Annotated in this window: 21 protein-coding genes and 1 pseudogene; 2 read left to right on the forward strand and 20 right to left on the reverse strand. The window is 47.8% G+C overall.

Features of this window, described 5'->3' with window-relative positions; genetic code table 11:
* Positions 1 to 374: 374 nt before the first annotated feature.
* The gene (locus IEY53_RS27990; RefSeq protein WP_036692450.1) at positions 375 to 605 is read right to left on the reverse strand and encodes a hypothetical protein; all 231 of its coding nucleotides are present in this window, start codon (positions 603 to 605) and stop codon (positions 375 to 377) included.
* A 248-nt stretch (positions 606 to 853) separates the two neighbouring features.
* Complete coding sequence (locus IEY53_RS27995; protein WP_189030863.1) at positions 854 to 1465, reverse strand: stage II sporulation protein M; 612 nt, start codon at positions 1463 to 1465, stop codon at positions 854 to 856.
* 110 nt (positions 1466 to 1575) lie between these two features.
* On the opposite strand from IEY53_RS27995, the gene pdaB reads away from it, so the two are divergent.
* Positions 1576 to 2379: a polysaccharide deacetylase family sporulation protein PdaB gene (gene pdaB, locus IEY53_RS28000; RefSeq protein WP_189030865.1), complete on the forward strand. Its 804-nt coding sequence runs from the start codon at positions 1576 to 1578 to the stop codon at positions 2377 to 2379.
* A 60-nt stretch (positions 2380 to 2439) separates the two neighbouring features.
* On the opposite strand, the gene IEY53_RS28005 is transcribed toward pdaB, so the two are convergent.
* Together IEY53_RS28005 and IEY53_RS28010 are read right to left on the reverse strand one after the other, a co-directional pair.
* Positions 2440 to 3261: a PPK2 family polyphosphate kinase gene (locus IEY53_RS28005; protein WP_189030867.1), complete on the reverse strand. Its 822-nt coding sequence runs from the start codon at positions 3259 to 3261 to the stop codon at positions 2440 to 2442.
* A gap of 148 nt (positions 3262 to 3409) precedes the next feature.
* Positions 3410 to 4003: a KinB-signaling pathway activation protein gene (locus IEY53_RS28010; protein ID WP_189030978.1), complete on the reverse strand. Its 594-nt coding sequence runs from the start codon at positions 4001 to 4003 to the stop codon at positions 3410 to 3412.
* A 130-nt stretch (positions 4004 to 4133) separates the two neighbouring features.
* Here IEY53_RS28010 and gerD point away from each other — a divergent pair, with 130 nt between their 5' ends.
* Positions 4134 to 4829, forward strand: coding sequence for a spore germination lipoprotein GerD (gene gerD, locus IEY53_RS28015; RefSeq protein WP_189030869.1), 696 nt, complete (start codon positions 4134 to 4136; stop codon positions 4827 to 4829).
* A 53-nt stretch (positions 4830 to 4882) separates the two neighbouring features.
* Here gerD and salA read toward each other — a convergent pair whose 3' ends face one another.
* From salA to IEY53_RS28095, 16 genes and pseudogenes are all read right to left on the reverse strand, one after another.
* Entirely contained in the window at positions 4883 to 5995 is a 1113-nt protein-coding gene (gene salA / locus IEY53_RS28020) for an iron-sulfur carrier protein/transcriptional regulator SalA (protein WP_189030871.1), read from the reverse strand.
* A 61-nt stretch (positions 5996 to 6056) separates the two neighbouring features.
* Positions 6057 to 6830, reverse strand: coding sequence for an N-acetylmuramoyl-L-alanine amidase CwlD (gene cwlD, locus IEY53_RS28025; protein WP_189030873.1), 774 nt, complete (start codon positions 6828 to 6830; stop codon positions 6057 to 6059).
* A 78-nt stretch (positions 6831 to 6908) separates the two neighbouring features.
* Positions 6909 to 8078 (reverse strand): sulfate adenylyltransferase, encoded by a 1170-nt coding sequence (sat, locus tag IEY53_RS28030; RefSeq protein ID WP_189030875.1) that lies wholly within the window; start codon positions 8076 to 8078, stop codon positions 6909 to 6911.
* 44 nt (positions 8079 to 8122) lie between these two features.
* Positions 8123 to 8815, reverse strand: a complete 693-nt coding sequence (locus IEY53_RS28035; protein ID WP_189030877.1) for a phosphoadenylyl-sulfate reductase — start codon at positions 8813 to 8815, stop codon at positions 8123 to 8125.
* A gap of 277 nt (positions 8816 to 9092) precedes the next feature.
* Positions 9093 to 9485 carry a 30S ribosomal protein S9 gene (gene rpsI, locus IEY53_RS28040; protein WP_189030879.1) on the reverse strand — a complete coding sequence of 131 codons (393 nt, stop codon included), beginning with the start codon at positions 9483 to 9485 and terminating at the stop codon, positions 9093 to 9095.
* Between the two features lie 19 nt (positions 9486 to 9504).
* The gene (gene rplM, locus IEY53_RS28045; protein ID WP_189030881.1) at positions 9505 to 9942 is read right to left on the reverse strand and encodes a 50S ribosomal protein L13; all 438 of its coding nucleotides are present in this window, start codon (positions 9940 to 9942) and stop codon (positions 9505 to 9507) included.
* Positions 9943 to 10175: 233 nt separating this feature from the next.
* Positions 10176 to 10955 carry a tRNA pseudouridine(38-40) synthase TruA gene (gene truA, locus IEY53_RS28050; protein ID WP_189030883.1) on the reverse strand — a complete coding sequence of 260 codons (780 nt, stop codon included), beginning with the start codon at positions 10953 to 10955 and terminating at the stop codon, positions 10176 to 10178.
* A gap of 76 nt (positions 10956 to 11031) precedes the next feature.
* A complete protein-coding gene (gene rplQ / locus IEY53_RS28055) occupies positions 11032 to 11397 on the reverse strand; it encodes a 50S ribosomal protein L17 (RefSeq protein WP_019908254.1) in 366 nt (121 codons plus the stop codon).
* Positions 11398 to 11430: 33 nt separating this feature from the next.
* A complete protein-coding gene (locus IEY53_RS28060; protein ID WP_189030885.1) occupies positions 11431 to 12375 on the reverse strand; it encodes a DNA-directed RNA polymerase subunit alpha in 945 nt (314 codons plus the stop codon).
* A 131-nt stretch (positions 12376 to 12506) separates the two neighbouring features.
* Complete coding sequence (gene rpsK, locus IEY53_RS28065; RefSeq protein WP_019908251.1) at positions 12507 to 12902, reverse strand: 30S ribosomal protein S11; 396 nt, start codon at positions 12900 to 12902, stop codon at positions 12507 to 12509.
* A gap of 19 nt (positions 12903 to 12921) precedes the next feature.
* Positions 12922 to 13290 carry a 30S ribosomal protein S13 gene (gene rpsM, locus IEY53_RS28070; RefSeq protein WP_189030887.1) on the reverse strand — a complete coding sequence of 123 codons (369 nt, stop codon included), beginning with the start codon at positions 13288 to 13290 and terminating at the stop codon, positions 12922 to 12924.
* A 19-nt stretch (positions 13291 to 13309) separates the two neighbouring features.
* A complete protein-coding gene (rpmJ, locus tag IEY53_RS28075) occupies positions 13310 to 13423 on the reverse strand; it encodes a 50S ribosomal protein L36 (RefSeq protein ID WP_003322638.1) in 114 nt (37 codons plus the stop codon).
* A 53-nt stretch (positions 13424 to 13476) separates the two neighbouring features.
* On the reverse strand, positions 13477 to 13692 hold the full coding sequence (infA, locus tag IEY53_RS28080; RefSeq protein ID WP_017692098.1) for a translation initiation factor IF-1: 216 nt from the start codon (positions 13690 to 13692) through the stop codon (positions 13477 to 13479).
* Positions 13693 to 13694: 2 nt separating this feature from the next.
* Positions 13695 to 14002 (reverse strand): annotated as a pseudogene (locus tag IEY53_RS28085) (hypothetical protein).
* 11 nt (positions 14003 to 14013) lie between these two features.
* Positions 14014 to 14766: a type I methionyl aminopeptidase gene (gene map / locus IEY53_RS28090; protein ID WP_189030891.1), complete on the reverse strand. Its 753-nt coding sequence runs from the start codon at positions 14764 to 14766 to the stop codon at positions 14014 to 14016.
* A 4-nt stretch (positions 14767 to 14770) separates the two neighbouring features.
* A complete protein-coding gene (locus IEY53_RS28095; RefSeq protein WP_189030893.1) occupies positions 14771 to 15415 on the reverse strand; it encodes an adenylate kinase in 645 nt (214 codons plus the stop codon).
* Between the last annotated feature and the right edge of the window lie 16 nt (positions 15416 to 15431).

The following is a 15431-nucleotide window of genomic DNA, read 5'->3' on the forward strand; positions in this document are numbered from 1 at the left end:
TTGAAACATCTGACGAGAATTTGCATTCTCTACCGATTCATCTCCAGCATTCGCATGCTGTAAGAATCCTCTTTGTTTGGATTTCACTTTCGTGAATTCCCACTCACTCGTTGTTCAGTTTTCAAAGATCAATGTCTCGTTTTAACTCTTCACCGCGTCTCAGCGGCGACCTTTATAATATATCATAGCTTCTATCTATTTGGCAAGTGTTTTTTTGAAAAAGTTTATTTTTCAATTTCCTTTGCCGGCTACCGCCTTTAAGACAAGCAAAAGTGGCGCGAGATATAATTTATCACAGCACCACCCTTTTCGTCAACCTATTTTATTAATTAATTGTAAAGCTTATAAAAAACTAAGCGGCAAGGCTTATAATTTCAATGTTTGAACTGTGAAGAACGTCCACCCCAAGCATACTTGGAAAGCTCTTTCTGAGGTGCAAAGCGTGCATACATACGAAATACCGTTTTATATCGGTTAGCAATAGCGTGCCTGATATTTTGGTCCAAACGTTGATCGCTCATATCGAGCAGCATTTCATCAAGCTCTTTACGCAGTACATAGTCCAACTCTTTGCACTCCTTCTCGTTGAACAACATTCCCAACATATGCTCGGCCTCCTTCATGAGATCAAAATTAACAATGTGTCAAAATGCCGTCGGCTGCCTTTATATCATAGAAGTTAATACATTTAAGGGGGAAAGCTGCCTAAATAATCTGCTTACACTAGATTAACCCGAGTGCTGCATTTGTAACCATAATTTGAAAAATCATTACGGTTTTACCATGCTATCAATCCCCTGGTCCTAAAGCCTCGTAATTTTGACTTTACTGTTATGCTCAATTTCCATAAATTTTATGATAAAAGAGAAAATGTAATTGTACTTTCAATAACCGCCGCTATAAGCAGCAGAATAACAATCCATATTGAAGCCGTTAAGGTCTGGCGCATAAAGAAGGACCAATCAGCTTCTCTTCCCGTCGAGCGGGCTGAGCGTTTGAAGAGGCTGCCCGCAACCTTTGCTCCGAACTGCAATCCAAAAGCACAGGCAATGATAATGGCTGGAATCTCGATGATCCCGTGCGGCAGCAGCCCTTTTACGATCAATGTGAACAAGTCCTGGCCCTGCAGGATGGACAAATGAATGATATAGCCGATTACCGCTCCGTTAATTAACAAGAACAAAGCCGGCAATACCCCAAGCAGCGCCCCCAGAAATATGATAACTACACCTTTAATGCTGTTGTTCAAAAAAATAAAGATAAAAAAGCTCCATTGCGGGTTGTCTGAATCCCTGAGGTTGTTGCTGATTTCACTTAGTCCCTCGAGCTGCTGAATTAGAAGCTTTTCCATCGCCCCTGTTCCAATCCACCCGATTATGCCTCCTGCTATGAATAATATCGTTGCAAGGAGCAGCGCTTTGCGAATGCTCTTTACATCCTTTATAAACGTGAGAAACGATAACATAGAAACCTCCTGATAATTGGGATCTGTCATATATAAGGTCATAACCCGTCGGTACGAGCATACATTTAGAACAAACAAGCATTTCACATGGGAGAGGAGCGCTGTCATTCATGAATTCTTTTTATGTATTCAGCGGAAAAAAGATAAAACGGTTCCTTTATATCTTTGCCGCTATGCTTCTTGCCGCCGGTGTGGTGTATATCGAGAGGGGTAACATGACCGTATTCTCGGAAGCTGCCCCTTCTGCGATTTACAGTGTGCCGACGGAGAAGAAGCTGATTGCCCTGACCTTTGATATTAGCTGGGGGGAAAAGCGTCCCGAACCGATTCTGAAAGTGCTGGAGGATAAGAAAGTCGATAAAGCAACCTTCTTTTTGTCCTCGCCATGGAGCAAGACACATCCGGAGATTGTTACCAAAATCAAAAATTCCGGGTATGAGATCGGCAGCCACGGTCATAAGCATGTCAATTACAGCACGCTTAGCAGTGAAGAAATTCGTAATCAGATCTCAACTGCACACACTACACTTACCGAATTGACCGGAACTGCACCGAACCTGATCCGCATGCCTAATGGCGATTTTGACAAAAGAGTCCTGCAGGTCGCAAACGATCTCGGTTATAAAGTGATCCAATGGGATACCGACTCCCTCGACTGGAAAAACATCGGCGTCGATAATATTGTGAAACGGGTGACTACTAAAGCTCATCCTGGAGACATCGTCCTTCTGCATGCCAGTGATTCCTGCAAACAGACCCATGAAGCGCTCCCGCGCATTATTGATGAGCTGCGCAGCCAAGGTTATGAGTTCGTTACAGTCTCCGAGTTAATCAGCCAGAGCAGCGCAGAAGGCAAAGAAGTGCGCGACTCCGCCTATCTAAATGACAGTCTGGAGAATTCCGCAGGAATGTAACAGACCTTCATTCAATCCCGGGTACCGCAATTCCCGATCTATGGCCGGAAGCCTACAAAATTAATGTCGTGGAGAAATGAGCTCCGAGATATCGGGTGTGGGGGTGTCCAGTTTCGGATAGCTCAGCTCAAGACCCTCCAACGTCTGTACGACAATGGCTAGGGCCAAGTAATTGCGGTACCACCGGTGATTGGCCGGTATCCAGAACCACGGAGCTTGTTCCGTGCTGCTCTCTTTGAAAACATCCTCATAATATTTCTGATAGTCATCCCAGTAACCCCGTTCCTGCAGATCGCTCGCATCAAACTTCCAGTGTTTTTTGGGATCCTGCAGCCGCTCCTGGATCTTCTCCAGTTGCTTCTCCTTCGAGATGTGCAGGAACAGCTTGATCACTGTCGTCCCTTCTTCCACCAGCATCTCTTCAAATTGCCGGATGTAACGGAAACGGCGTTTGGCATCTTCTTTCGACAGATTGCCGTGTACCCGCGGAACCAGTACATCTTCATAATGTGAGCGGTTGAAGGCAGCGATATACCCCCTCGGCGGCGTCTTTTGGTGAACTCTCCACAGGAAATCGTGAGCCTCTTCTTCCAGGGAAGGCTTTTTAAAGCTGGTCACGATAAAGCCCTGGGGATTAATGCCGGAGAATATATGCTTGACCGTGCCGTCCTTGCCGCTGGAATCCATGCCCTGCAGAATGACTAGCAGGGCATGTTTTTTTTGCGCGAACAAAATATCCTGCAGCTCTGCCAGACGCTCTTTAAGTTGGAGTATCTTCACTTCGGCTTCTTTCTTGGAGTCGAGCCCGCCTGTTTCATTCGGATCGAGTGTATGAAGCAGGCCTTTGTTTGTGTCTTTTATCATATAACGCTTGGTGTTCATATATTCCCCTCCCCAAAACTTCATTCCGCCAAGATGATTGCGATGCTTTATGATTAACCTCATCACACCTGTTTTAATCCCCATTTAGGAAGTTAGCCCAAAAACCCCTTCTTCTGAGAACAGAGGAACGGGGCACTGTCATGCGGGTTCATTGGGCAATTGACGGTTTCAGTACACGGTGCAGCATCAAAATTTGGAACGCATTACAAGCAAGAAGCGGGACCACTATAAAGATAGTGGCATTATCTACGCCAATGCGAAGTACACCGATGATCTCCACGATAGTAATCGCTGTCATAAAGAAAAAAGTTGGAATCCACGCAGAGGCGTTGGTGCTTTTGACCTTAAAATAAGATACAGCAATGGCTGTCATTAAAATAAGGACTCCCAGAATCAAATCGGACAACCCGTTCCGCTCTCCGCCCACTACAGTACGGAGGAATGCCAGTTCAAGCAGAGCAAGTACAGCTAGCACCAGTTGTATGTACTTCCACACTTTTCGCGGAAAAACACCGATCCCCGTATAATTCAAAATCAGATAGGCGAAAAATCCAAGCTGGGCATAAACGCTTACAAGCATCCCGTAACCCAAAAGAATCAGAGGATAAATGAAAAAATCAGCCGTACTTTTGAAATCAATCTTGCCGTTCACCGTTTGCAGCGCCAAACCAGCAAGTACCGCTCCCCCCGCTCCAATGAGCAGCGTAGTCCAGAACAAATAAAACCACTTCTTAATACTCAGCCTGTTCACCTCCAAAGTAATCAGATTTATTTTACCAAGGTTACCGTGAAAAAACCATTGCCGTCCAACATTAAATGTAATCCCACGCGGCATACTACGTATCAGGAATTCTAAAAGGAGGGCAGCGCCAATGAAATGGAGAAGGTTATGGTCTCTCGGCTTATCTTTAGGCTGTGCAGTAGCCCTGACGGCTTGCGGAGGAGAACAAAACAGTTCTTCCGGACAGATGGGGTACAAGGAAATGAAGACCATGGTTGTAGATATATTAAAAAGCGATGATGGTAAAAAAGCAGTGGAGGAAGCTTTGTCCAGCCCCAGCTCAGACTCGGAGGGCGGTGGCGGTGGCGGCGGAATAAGCATGAAGATGATGCCGCTGCAGACCACAGAGGAAATCAAGATGGCGGTAAAGGATACGCTGACTGCGCCGGAGTACCAGAAGGAAATCGAAAAAATTATGACCGATCCGCAGTTTGCCGGTGATTTCGCCAAGGCCATCAATAAGGAAAGCAAGGAGCTTCATTTGCAGCTCATCAAAGACCCTACTTATCAAAAATCGGTTCAGGAAATTATGAAGTCGCCTGAAGTGGCCAAAATGTTCCTCGATTTAACCAAAACCTCCGATTACCGGAAACAATCGATGACCATTATGCAGGATGCAATGCAAAACCCTTTATTCCGTATGGAAGTGCTCGGCTTGCTTAAGACGGTGGTGCAGGAAGAGCTTCAACCGAAGGTTGAAAAGAAGGAGAAAAAAGGGGGCGAAGAACAGGGCGGCGACAGCCAGAAACAGGAAGGCGGCGGCGGCGGCGAGGATTCAGGTTCCTAAAAAAAGAGGCCTCCCCAACTTTATGTGCGGGTTGGCCTCTTTCACTGTACAGATCAGGATTGCTCGTATTTGGCAATCAGCTTGTCCGCTACCTCTGCGAACAACAAAGCTGTCGGACTTTCCTCTTTATAGACGGATGGAGAGAAATCAGGCTCGGAGATATGATTGTCCGGCGCCCCCAGCGGCACCTGGGCCAGCAGCTCGGTATGCAGTGTCTCCGCGAGTCTGGCTCCACCGCCACGTCCGAAGATATAGTCCTTCTTACCGCATTCTGAGCACTCGTAATAGGACATATTCTCAATGACGCCAATAACCTCATGATCGGTCTGGAGGGCCATAGCGCCCGCTCTGGCGGCCACAAACGCTGCCGTTGCATGAGGGGTGGTTACAATAATCTCTTTACTGTGAGGGAGCATTTGGTGGACGTCCAGCGCCACATCGCCTGTACCTGGGGGAAGATCGAGCAGCATATAGTCCAGCTCACCCCAATTTACGTCGCCTACAAACTGACGCAGCATTTTACCTAGCATGGGGCCACGCCAAATGACCGGGCTGTTCTCACGGATAAAAAAGCCCATGGACATGACCTTTACTCCAAAACGCTCAACGGGAATAATTATGCCTTCCTCTACCACTGGCCCTTCTTCAATTCCCATCATATCCGGAATGCTGAAGCCATAGATATCGGCATCAATGAGGCCGACTTTTTTGCCCTTACGTGCAAGAGCTACGGCCAAATTCACCGTAACCGTTGATTTACCCACTCCCCCCTTGCCACTGGCCACAGCGATAAATTTCACGCCGGAGTTCTCATTGAGTAAATCATGGTTTTCCATCCCTGCAGCATGTCCTTTGCGCTTCACTTCCTCCTTTGTGGGAGATTCCTCTTCGGAGCCGGTACCCCGCAAAAGAGAACGTTCATAGTCTGTGGCATCACGCAGCCGGATGTGGACATTGTCCACTCCGCCTTCTTGCAGACGGTCACGGACCTGTTGCTCCAGCTCCATACGGTTATGCTCCTCATTATCGAGGCAGACAATCGACAAGGAGATCCGATCTTCTTTGATCATAATATCGCGAATCAGCTGTAAGTCGATCAGGCTTTTTCCGGATTCCGGGTCTGTAATAGTCTGCAGCAGTTCCTGAATTTGTTCCCTGGTCAGCATGGAAAAGCACCTCTATTTTCTGCCGGATCAGATTCCTCCGGTATTTTCGTCTATTATAGCATTACCTTTCTGGCGATGAGTAGTCCTTCCCGGACTCAGACGATGCAAAACTAAGGATTCCCCGGTAAATGCTGGTTGCGACTTTACGCTGGTAGATGTCATCCCCCAGCAGCGCAGACTCCTGCGGATGAGACAGGAAACCGACTTCCACCAGGACAGATGGCATGGTCAGCATTTTTAGAAGATACACCGTATTCACCGTCTTGGCAACACGGTCTGTATTCTCCAGCGTAGCTCTCAGTTCCGCCTGCAGGGATTCCGCCAGCGCCTTGTTATTCTCATGATTGGGATAATAAAAGGTCTGAGCCCCGCTCCAGCGGCTGGAAGGAACACTGTTCATGTGTATACTCACAAAGAGGTCCGGCCCCTTCTCCTCAATGCTTCTGACCCTTTGTTTGAGATCCTCTGTCTTCCGCTTGGAGTAACCTTTGGTAAGGTCCTGAGCGAGATCATAATCGCCCTCCCGGGTCATTACCACAATAGCCCCAGCCTGCTGCAGGTAATCACGCAGATATAGCGAGACGGCTAAATTAATGTCCTTCTCAATGAGCCCCTCCCGGCTCACCGCCCCCCCATCAGGCCCGCCATGGCCAGCATCAATGGCAATGATTTTACCGGACAATGGCAAGCTCCAGTAATTCAAGGTTTTGGCGGTTGGCATATCATACGCTATAATTCCGATCATTAATGCCAGCAGCGCCATGCCCAGCATGCTTTTTTTGATACTGCTCCAGGTAATCCAGACCGAGACTTTACTGTGTTTTCGGCCAGACATAACAAAGACCCCCTCGTCCCGATAGATTCTACTCATCTATATGGGACAAGAGGGCCAAATAGTACTGGCTCTGTTTACTTAAGCTGTCACTTCTTGAGACATTCCTTCAATCAGGACCTTGGCAACTTCGGGACGGGTAAACTCCGGCGGCGGGCATTTCCCGTCACGCAGCAGGCCGCGTACTTTGGTGCCGGACAATGTCATGTGATCCTCACTGGAGTGAGGGCAGGTTTTGTTCGAAGCCATATTTCCGCATTTGGTACAGAAGAAGCTGTGTTCAAAGAACAACGGCGTAATTCCCAGTTCTTCCGCAGTAAAATTCGAGAAAATCTGCTGTGCTTCATAAGTGCCGTAATAATCGCCTACACCGGCATGATCGCGCCCAACAATAAAGTGGGTGCAGCCGTAATTTTTCCGCACCATAGCATGGAATATCGCTTCTCTTGGTCCTGCATAACGCATCGCTGCCGGGAACACACCAAGAAAGGTGCGGTCCTTCGGATAATAGTTCTCGAGCAGCACCAGATAACTCTTCATACGCACATTCGCCGGCACATCATCCGATTTGGTCTCGCCGACCAGCGGATTCAGGAACAATGCGTCTACAACCTCCATAGCGCATTTCTGAATATATTCATGCGCCCGGTGAACCGGATTGCGAGTCTGGAAACCTACAACAGTTCTCCAGCCCTTCTCAGCAAAAATTGTACGCGTCTCTGCCGGATCAAAGTAGAACTCTCCGAACTTCTCAGGCCGGGGGCGGTTCAGTACAGTAATAGGTCCCCCTACATACGTGGAAGGACGGGCCAGCAGCTTGCTGACACCAGGGTGTTCAGGGTCTGTAGTCTTAAATACATTCTGCGCCTCTACATTCTGATCCACGTTATAAATACTCTCAACATCCAGTAATCCATAAATTACGCCGTCTTCTTCACCGATCAGCGACACCTGGTCACCTACAGTCAGGCTGGCGGCTACGTCATCCTGGACGGCCAGAGTAACTGGAATACTCCAAACCGTACCATCAGCCAGACGCATGTTTTGGACTACGGAATGATAATCCTGCTCGTTCAAAAAACCGGTAAGCGGCGAGAAGGCTCCCACAGCAATAAGATCCAAATCCGAGATAGTCCATGTATTAATAGCGATCGACTTGTTGTTCCCTGCTGCCAGCAGCAGCTTATCGCGCTGCTCCCCTTCTGCCAAGCGTGAGACCAGTGTTCCACCATGCGGAAGTATTGATGTCATTCTGCATTCTCCTCTTCATCTCTTGTCACTGTGTACTGTTCATCTTATTTGTGAAGGCCGCACTCCGTCTTCTCCGACCCGGACCAGCGTCCGGCACGAGGATCTTCTCCAGGCATAACTGCACGGGTACATTGCTCACAGCCGATACTTGGGAAATTGCGGTCATGCAGCGGGTTATAGGTGACATTATTCTCTCTGATATAGTTCCAGACATCATCAGTGGTCCAATGCGCTATTGGATTAAATTTAACAAGGCCGAATTTATAATCATATTCTACTTTTTTGGAGTTGGCACGGGTTGGCGCCTGATCACGCCGGATTCCTGTGATCCAGGCATCGTATTGAGAAAGAATTCGCGTAAGCGGCTCTACCTTGCGAATAGCGCAGCACTGGTTCGGGTCAACAGTCCATAACGCATCACCGTATTGAAGCGCTTGTTCCTGCGGAGTGATCTGCGGTGATACCCGCACAAATTCCAGCCCGTATTTCTCAGCCATTACATCTCTGGTCTCATATGTTTCTTTAAAATGAAAATCGGTATCCAGGTAAAATACATCTGTTGTGGGGCTTATTTTGTGCAGCATATCTACAAGGACCACATCTTCGGCACCGAAGCTGCAGGCAAAGGTTATATTAGGGAAAGTATCAACCGCCCAGCGGATAATCTCCTCTGGGGAAGCGTGCTCCAACTCCTCAGCTTTAACCTTGATCAATTCTTCTTTCTCCAGCAAATTCATGATCCTATTCCTCCATCCAAATATACAAATAGGCAAGTACACCTTATCCACCGCTAATACCAACTATTCTTATATGGAATAGTATATAGGTTTCACAGGGGAAGTCAATGAATTTGTAGTAAAAAAACGCTGATGTACGGGAGAGTGTAGCCTGTTGACTGGAGTTTCTTTTTTGACCGGGGAGACCTTCTGAAGATTAACGCAAGGAGGTTAAGACATAATAAAAACCCCTGGCCAGATAGGCCAAGGGTTGAAATTCCTTGATACACAAGGGATATTAACGTTTCGAGAACTGAGGTGCACGACGTGCAGCCTTCAAGCCGTATTTCTTACGTTCCTTCATACGTGGGTCACGAGTCAGGAATCCGGCTTTCTTGAGTGAAGGACGGAATTCAGGATCAGCTTTGAGCAATGCACGGGAAATCCCGTGACGGATTGCGCCTGCTTGACCAGAGATACCGCCGCCATGAGCAAGTACGATTACATCGTAGCTGTTCAGGGTTTCAGTCAGGTTCAAAGGTTGTTTTACGATCAATTTGAGTGTTTCCAAATCGAAATATTCATTGATGTCGCGTTTGTTGATGACAATGCGTCCTTCACCCGGTACGAGACGAACACGTGCTACCGAATGTTTACGACGACCTGTCCCATAGTATTGTACTTGTGCCATGAAACTGTCCTCCCTTATCTTATCCGCGAAGTTCGTAAACTTCTGGTTTTTGTGCTGCGTGTGGATGCTCGACACCTGCATAAACTTTCAATCTCAGCTTCATGTGGTTACCTTGACGAGTCTTAGGAATCATGCCGTGTACAGCAGATTCGATTACACGTTCAGGCTTCGTATTCAGCAGAGTTTCAGCATTAGTAACTTTCAGGCCACCTGGGTGCATCGAGTGACGGTAGTATTTCTTGTTTTGCAATTTCTTACCTGTCAGGTGAATCTTCTCAGCGTTGATAACAATGACGAAATCCCCTGTATCAACATGTGGAGTGAATTGCGGTTTGTGTTTGCCACGGATCAAAGCAGCGGCTTCGCTTGCCAAACGACCAAGTGTTTTGCCTTCGGCATCAATGATGTGCCAATTGCGCTCAACTTCGTTCAGCTTCGCCATATAGGTGGTACGCATGAATGTTTCCTCCTTGTTCTCGTACGAAAATCTGCTGTTTCGTATATCTTAATTTCTCATTAGTTTACGATTATGTGAGTAAAGCAAAGCATTTTTTGGCATTTTCCTGATCGGGGCTGTGGGATAGCCATCAAGAAAACACAACTTTTATATTACAGCATAAACATGATAAGTGCAAGTGATTTCTAAACTTTCAGCCTACTTTTTTCAAGTGAAAATATAGGTGGATTTGTTCAGTCCACGCTCTCGTCATATTCCACACTCCACAGTGCAAGCCCCTTCGCCATTGCTGTTGGACCTGCAGCTGCCCGGTTGCAAGCCGCTAATATATCAGCCACATCATCCGCCTGAAGTTTGCCTTCTCCAACATGAATCAGCGTCCCCATAATAATACGAACCATGTGCTGCAGAAATCCGCTGCCGGTTATAAAAGTATGGATCACTCCCTGGTCCAAAGATCCGGGTCTGCACATACTCCGGTCTACTTCCATATGAGCTTCAAAGATCGTACGTACATGTGAGGTCTTTGTAGACCGTCTTGACGCAAACGAAGTGAAATCATAGGTTCCCACCAGATGTGTCAGCCCCTGCTGCATGGCCGCAATATCCAGCTTCACCGGATGGTGCATCTGCCAGCGGCGTTGAAACGGATCCGGGAACCGGTTGCCGCTAATCGTGTACCGGTAGGTTTTACGCTTCGCTCCCCTACGGGAGTGGAACGAGAGCGGAACCTCCCTTGCCTCAGTAACAACGATATCTTGCGGCAGCCTGGCGTTTAAGGCCAGACACCAGCGTTCCAGCGGAATTTGTGAGGAGGTGATGAAGTTGAACGGCTGCCCGTAAGCATGCACACCTGCATCCGTACGTCCTGAGGCTGTTATTTTAAGCTCCTCGCCCGTCAGATGCAGTATAGCTTGTTCCAGCCGGTCCTGAATCGTATTGCCCTTAGGCTGGGTCTGAAAGCCATCATAGCCGGTCCCGTCATAATTGACTTTCATCAATAGATTACGCATTTCATTCTCCTGCCTATCCATTCTCGTGCTTCAAAAAAAAAGAGCCCCTGATGGAGCTCCTTCTATTGCTTACAAACTACGCGCGGTCTACCAGTTCAAGATAAACCATAGGCGCAGCGTCGCCACGACGAGGCCCCAGCTTCAGGATACGAGTGTATCCGCCTGGACGCTCTGTGTAACGAGGAGCAATATCAGAGAACAATTTTTGGATTGCATCTTGTTCACCGTCAACTGTCTCGCGACGTACAAATGCTGCTACTTGACGGCGAGCATGAAGATCGCCCTTTTTCGCTTTAGTAATCAATTTCTCAGCGATGGAACGAACTTCCTTCGCTTTGGCTTCCGTTGTCTGGATGCGCTCGTACAAGAACAAATCCGTTACCATGTCGCGGAATAATGCTTTACGCGCACTGGAATCACGGCCCAATTTTTGGTATGCCATGTTTTTCCCTCCTTTACTCTAGCAATCGGATCACTATTCTTCTGTCCGGAGTCCCAAACCAAGTTCCTCCAGCTTTTCCTGAACTTCTTCCAAAGATTTGCGACCAAGGTTACGCACCTTCATCATATCTTCTTCAGTCTTCGTGGTCAGCTCCTGCACGGTGTTGATACCGGCACGTTTGAGGCAGTTGTAAGAACGGACAGAAAGATCAAGCTCTTCGATTGTCATCTCAAGCACTTTTTCTTTTTTGTCTTCTTCTTTTTCAACCATAATTTCGGCGTCTTTCGCTTCATCCGTAAGACCTACGAATAATACGAGGTGCTCGTTCAAAATTTTGGCTCCGAGGCTTACCGCCTCTTCCGGTCTGATGCTGCCATCTGTCCAGATTTCCATTGTCAACTTGTCGTAGTTGGTTACTTGACCAACACGAGTGTTGTCAATAACATAGTTCACACGGGAAATTGGTGTGTAGATAGAGTCAACCGGGATAACACCAATCGGCTGGTCATCGCGTTTGTTACGGTCCGCTTGGACATAACCGCGACCACGGCCTGCAAAAATGCGCATGTGAAGTCTCGCGCCAGGTCCCAGCGTTGCAATGTGAAGATCCGGGTTCAGGATCTCGACGTCGCTGTCCGCACGGATATCACCTGCGGTAACGACGCCTTCCCCTTCAGCATCAATCTCGAACACCTTCTCTTCGTCTGAATGAATCTTCAGAGAAAGAGCTTTGAGGTTCAAGATGATTTCTGTCACATCTTCCATTACGCCAGGAACGGTCGAGAACTCATGCAGAACGCCGTCAATTTGGACCGAAGTCACTGCGGCTCCCGGAAGGGAGGAAAGCAGGATCCGGCGAAGCGAGTTCCCCAGAGTCGTGCCATATCCACGTTCCAGCGGTTCAACTACGAATTTCCCATAGGTTCCTTCATCATTGGCTTCTACGGTCTCAATCTTCGGCTTTTCGATTTCTATCACGAGTGTACCCCTCCTTCAAACGTCGCTCCTATATGAAACAGTCACCCCATCAGGTGCATCATGTAGTATGCCTAAACACCTATTATTAGCAGATGCGTCAGAATTATACCACACTCACAATTCTGATTTCACTATACGCGACGACGTTTCGGCGGACGGCATCCATTATGAGGAACCGGAGTTACATCTTTAATGAGGTTAACTTCAAGACCAGCGGCTTGAAGGGAACGGATGGCTGCTTCGCGGCCCGCGCCCGGTCCTTTAACCATAACCTCAACGGATTTCATGCCGTGTTCCATAGCAGCTTTCGCTGCCGACTCAGCTGCCATTTGCGCTGCAAACGGAGTTGATTTACGGGAACCTTTAAATCCTTGGCCGCCGGAGCTTGCCCAGGAAATTGCATTACCGTGAGGATCCGTGATGGTAACGATGGTGTTGTTGAACGTGGAACGAATATGTGCCACGCCGCTTTCGATATTTTTACGGTCGCGACGTTTGGTACGTACGACTTTTTTCGGTTTAGCCATTGTCTCTTATCCCCCCTTATTATTTCTTTTTGTTTGCTACTGTACGACGCGGGCCCTTACGGGTACGGGCATTCGTTTTGGTGCGTTGACCGCGAACAGGCAATCCACGACGGTGGCGAACACCGCGGTAACAGCCGATCTCGGTAAGACGCTTAATATTCAAGGAAATTTCACGACGAAGGTCACCTTCAACCTTAACTGTCTTGTCGATCGTTTCACGCAGTTTGCTGACTTCATCTTCCGTCAAATCACGGACACGTGTGTTAACGTCAATGCCTGTTTCATTAAGAATTTTCTGGGAAGTCGTTTTACCGATTCCGAAAATATAAGTCAAGGCGATCTCAACGCGTTTGTCACGTGGCAAATCCACTCCAGCTATACGAGCCATTTTACGCTACACCCCCTTCTTATCCTTGTTTTTGTTTGTGTTTCGGATTTTCGCAAATTACCATAACAGTCCCTTTGCGGCGGATGACTTTGCATTTCTCGCAAATGGGCTTTACAGAAGGTCTTACCTTCATGCTAATTACCTCCTCAAAGTTCTGCGAAGCAAAACTTTTTTCGTAGTTCCCATCTATTTACGGTAAGTTATACGACCCTTAGTCAAATCATAAGGCGATAACTGCACGACCACTTTGTCTCCGGTCAATATACGGATAAAGTGCATCCGCAATTTCCCGGATACATGGGCAAGTATTTGATGACCGTTCTCAAGCTCAACCTTAAATGTAGCATTCGGCAACGGTTCAAGAACCGTTCCTTCCACTTCAATGACATCTTCCTTAGCCACAGTTAGTCTCCTTTCTCTACAGCACTTATTCCGGCAGGCCTGCATACTTCATCACTGCAAAACGCAGTTTTCCGTTTGTAACCCGTCCGGTTTCTTCCAAACTGTTCACAATCTCGCTGCTGATGAAGGGTATGAGCTCCAAATGAAGAATATTCTTCTTCTTGGGCTGGTCAAACTTGCGTTTGTCCCCATCGGCAATATATACAAATCTGCTATCAACAACTGCGATAACAACGGCAGCCTCTCCGGCATCTTTGCCTTTGAGAATTCTCACCAATTGACCAACCTGCGGGCTGCTCCCAGTATTCACGTGAAGATCACCTACGCATTCAGTTTTGTGAAAATTTCCATGCCGTCCGGAGTAACAGCTACTGTATGTTCGAAATGAGCACACAATGAACCATCTACCGTAACGACCGTCCAGTTATCTTCCAGTGTTCTGACATACCGTTCACCTGCGTTAACCATCGGCTCGATCGCAAGCACCATGCCTGGTTTCAGCCGCGGTCCGCGGTCCGCTGTGCCATAATTCGGAATTTGCGGTTCTTCATGCAGTTCTGCCCCAATGCCATGGCCGACATACTCGCGTACGACTGAGAAACCAGCCTCTTCGATGTATTGCTGGATAGCATGGGAGATTGTAAACAAGCGCACATCCGGCTTCACAAGCGCCAGTCCTGCGTACAAGGAGCCTTCCGTAACGTCCAGCAAACGCTGAGCTTCTGCGGAAATGCTGCCCACTCCGTAGGTCCAGGCGGAGTCGCCGTGATAACCACGGTATTCTGCACCGATATCGAGCGTGATAATGTCGCCTTCCATCAATTTGCGTTTACCTGGAAATCCATGCACCAATTGTTCGTTGACTGAAGCGCAAATGCTGGCAGGAAAACCATTGTAGTCTTTGAAAGACGGCACAGCACCTTGACTGCGAATGTATTGATCGGCGATTCTGTCGAGCTCTCCAGTTGTGATCCCAGGCTCAATGGCTTGGGAAATCAGTCGGTGACTCTCGGCAACAATTCGACCAGCTTCCCTCATAAAGGCAAGTTCCTGTTCGGATTTACATATGATCATTACATTAACCCCGCAATAAAGATACTATTTCGGAAGAAACGACATTGATTTCGTTCTCTCCGTTTACCTGGCGCACAAGACCTTTATTATCATAAAACGCAAGCAAAGGCGCTGTTTTATTATCGTACTCATCCAGGCGCTTGCCTACACTCTCTTCGTTGTCATCCGGACGTTGATACAATTCACCGCCATCAATGTCACAAATGCCATCTTGCTTCGGCGGATTAAAAATCAAATGGTAGGATGCTCCGCATACAGTGCAAATCCGGCGTCCTGTAAGGCGCGCCATCAGCAAGCCGCGGTCTACATTCAAGTTGACGACATGTTCCAGCGAGGTGTTCAAGCGGCTTAGAATTTCATCCAGCGCTTCCGCTTGCGAAAGGGTTCTTGGAAAGCCATCCAATAAAAAACCTTTTTCGCAATCGGACTGCTGCAGCCGTTCTTCAACAATCCCAATGGTCACATCATCCGGCACAAGCAAACCTTTGTCGATATAGGATTTGGCTTTAAGTCCAACAGGAGTCCCCTGCTTGATTGCCAAGCGGAATGCATCACCTGTCGAAATATGAGGAATACCAAGTTCTTTCACTACAACTGCTGCTTGTGTTCCCTTGCCTGCCCCAGGAGGGCCCATGAATAAAATGTTCACGATTTCTCTCTCCCCC

Source organism: Paenibacillus albidus, from assembly GCF_014644435.1.
GTDB classification, from domain to species: domain Bacteria; phylum Bacillota; class Bacilli; order Paenibacillales; family Paenibacillaceae; genus Paenibacillus_AQ; species Paenibacillus_AQ albidus.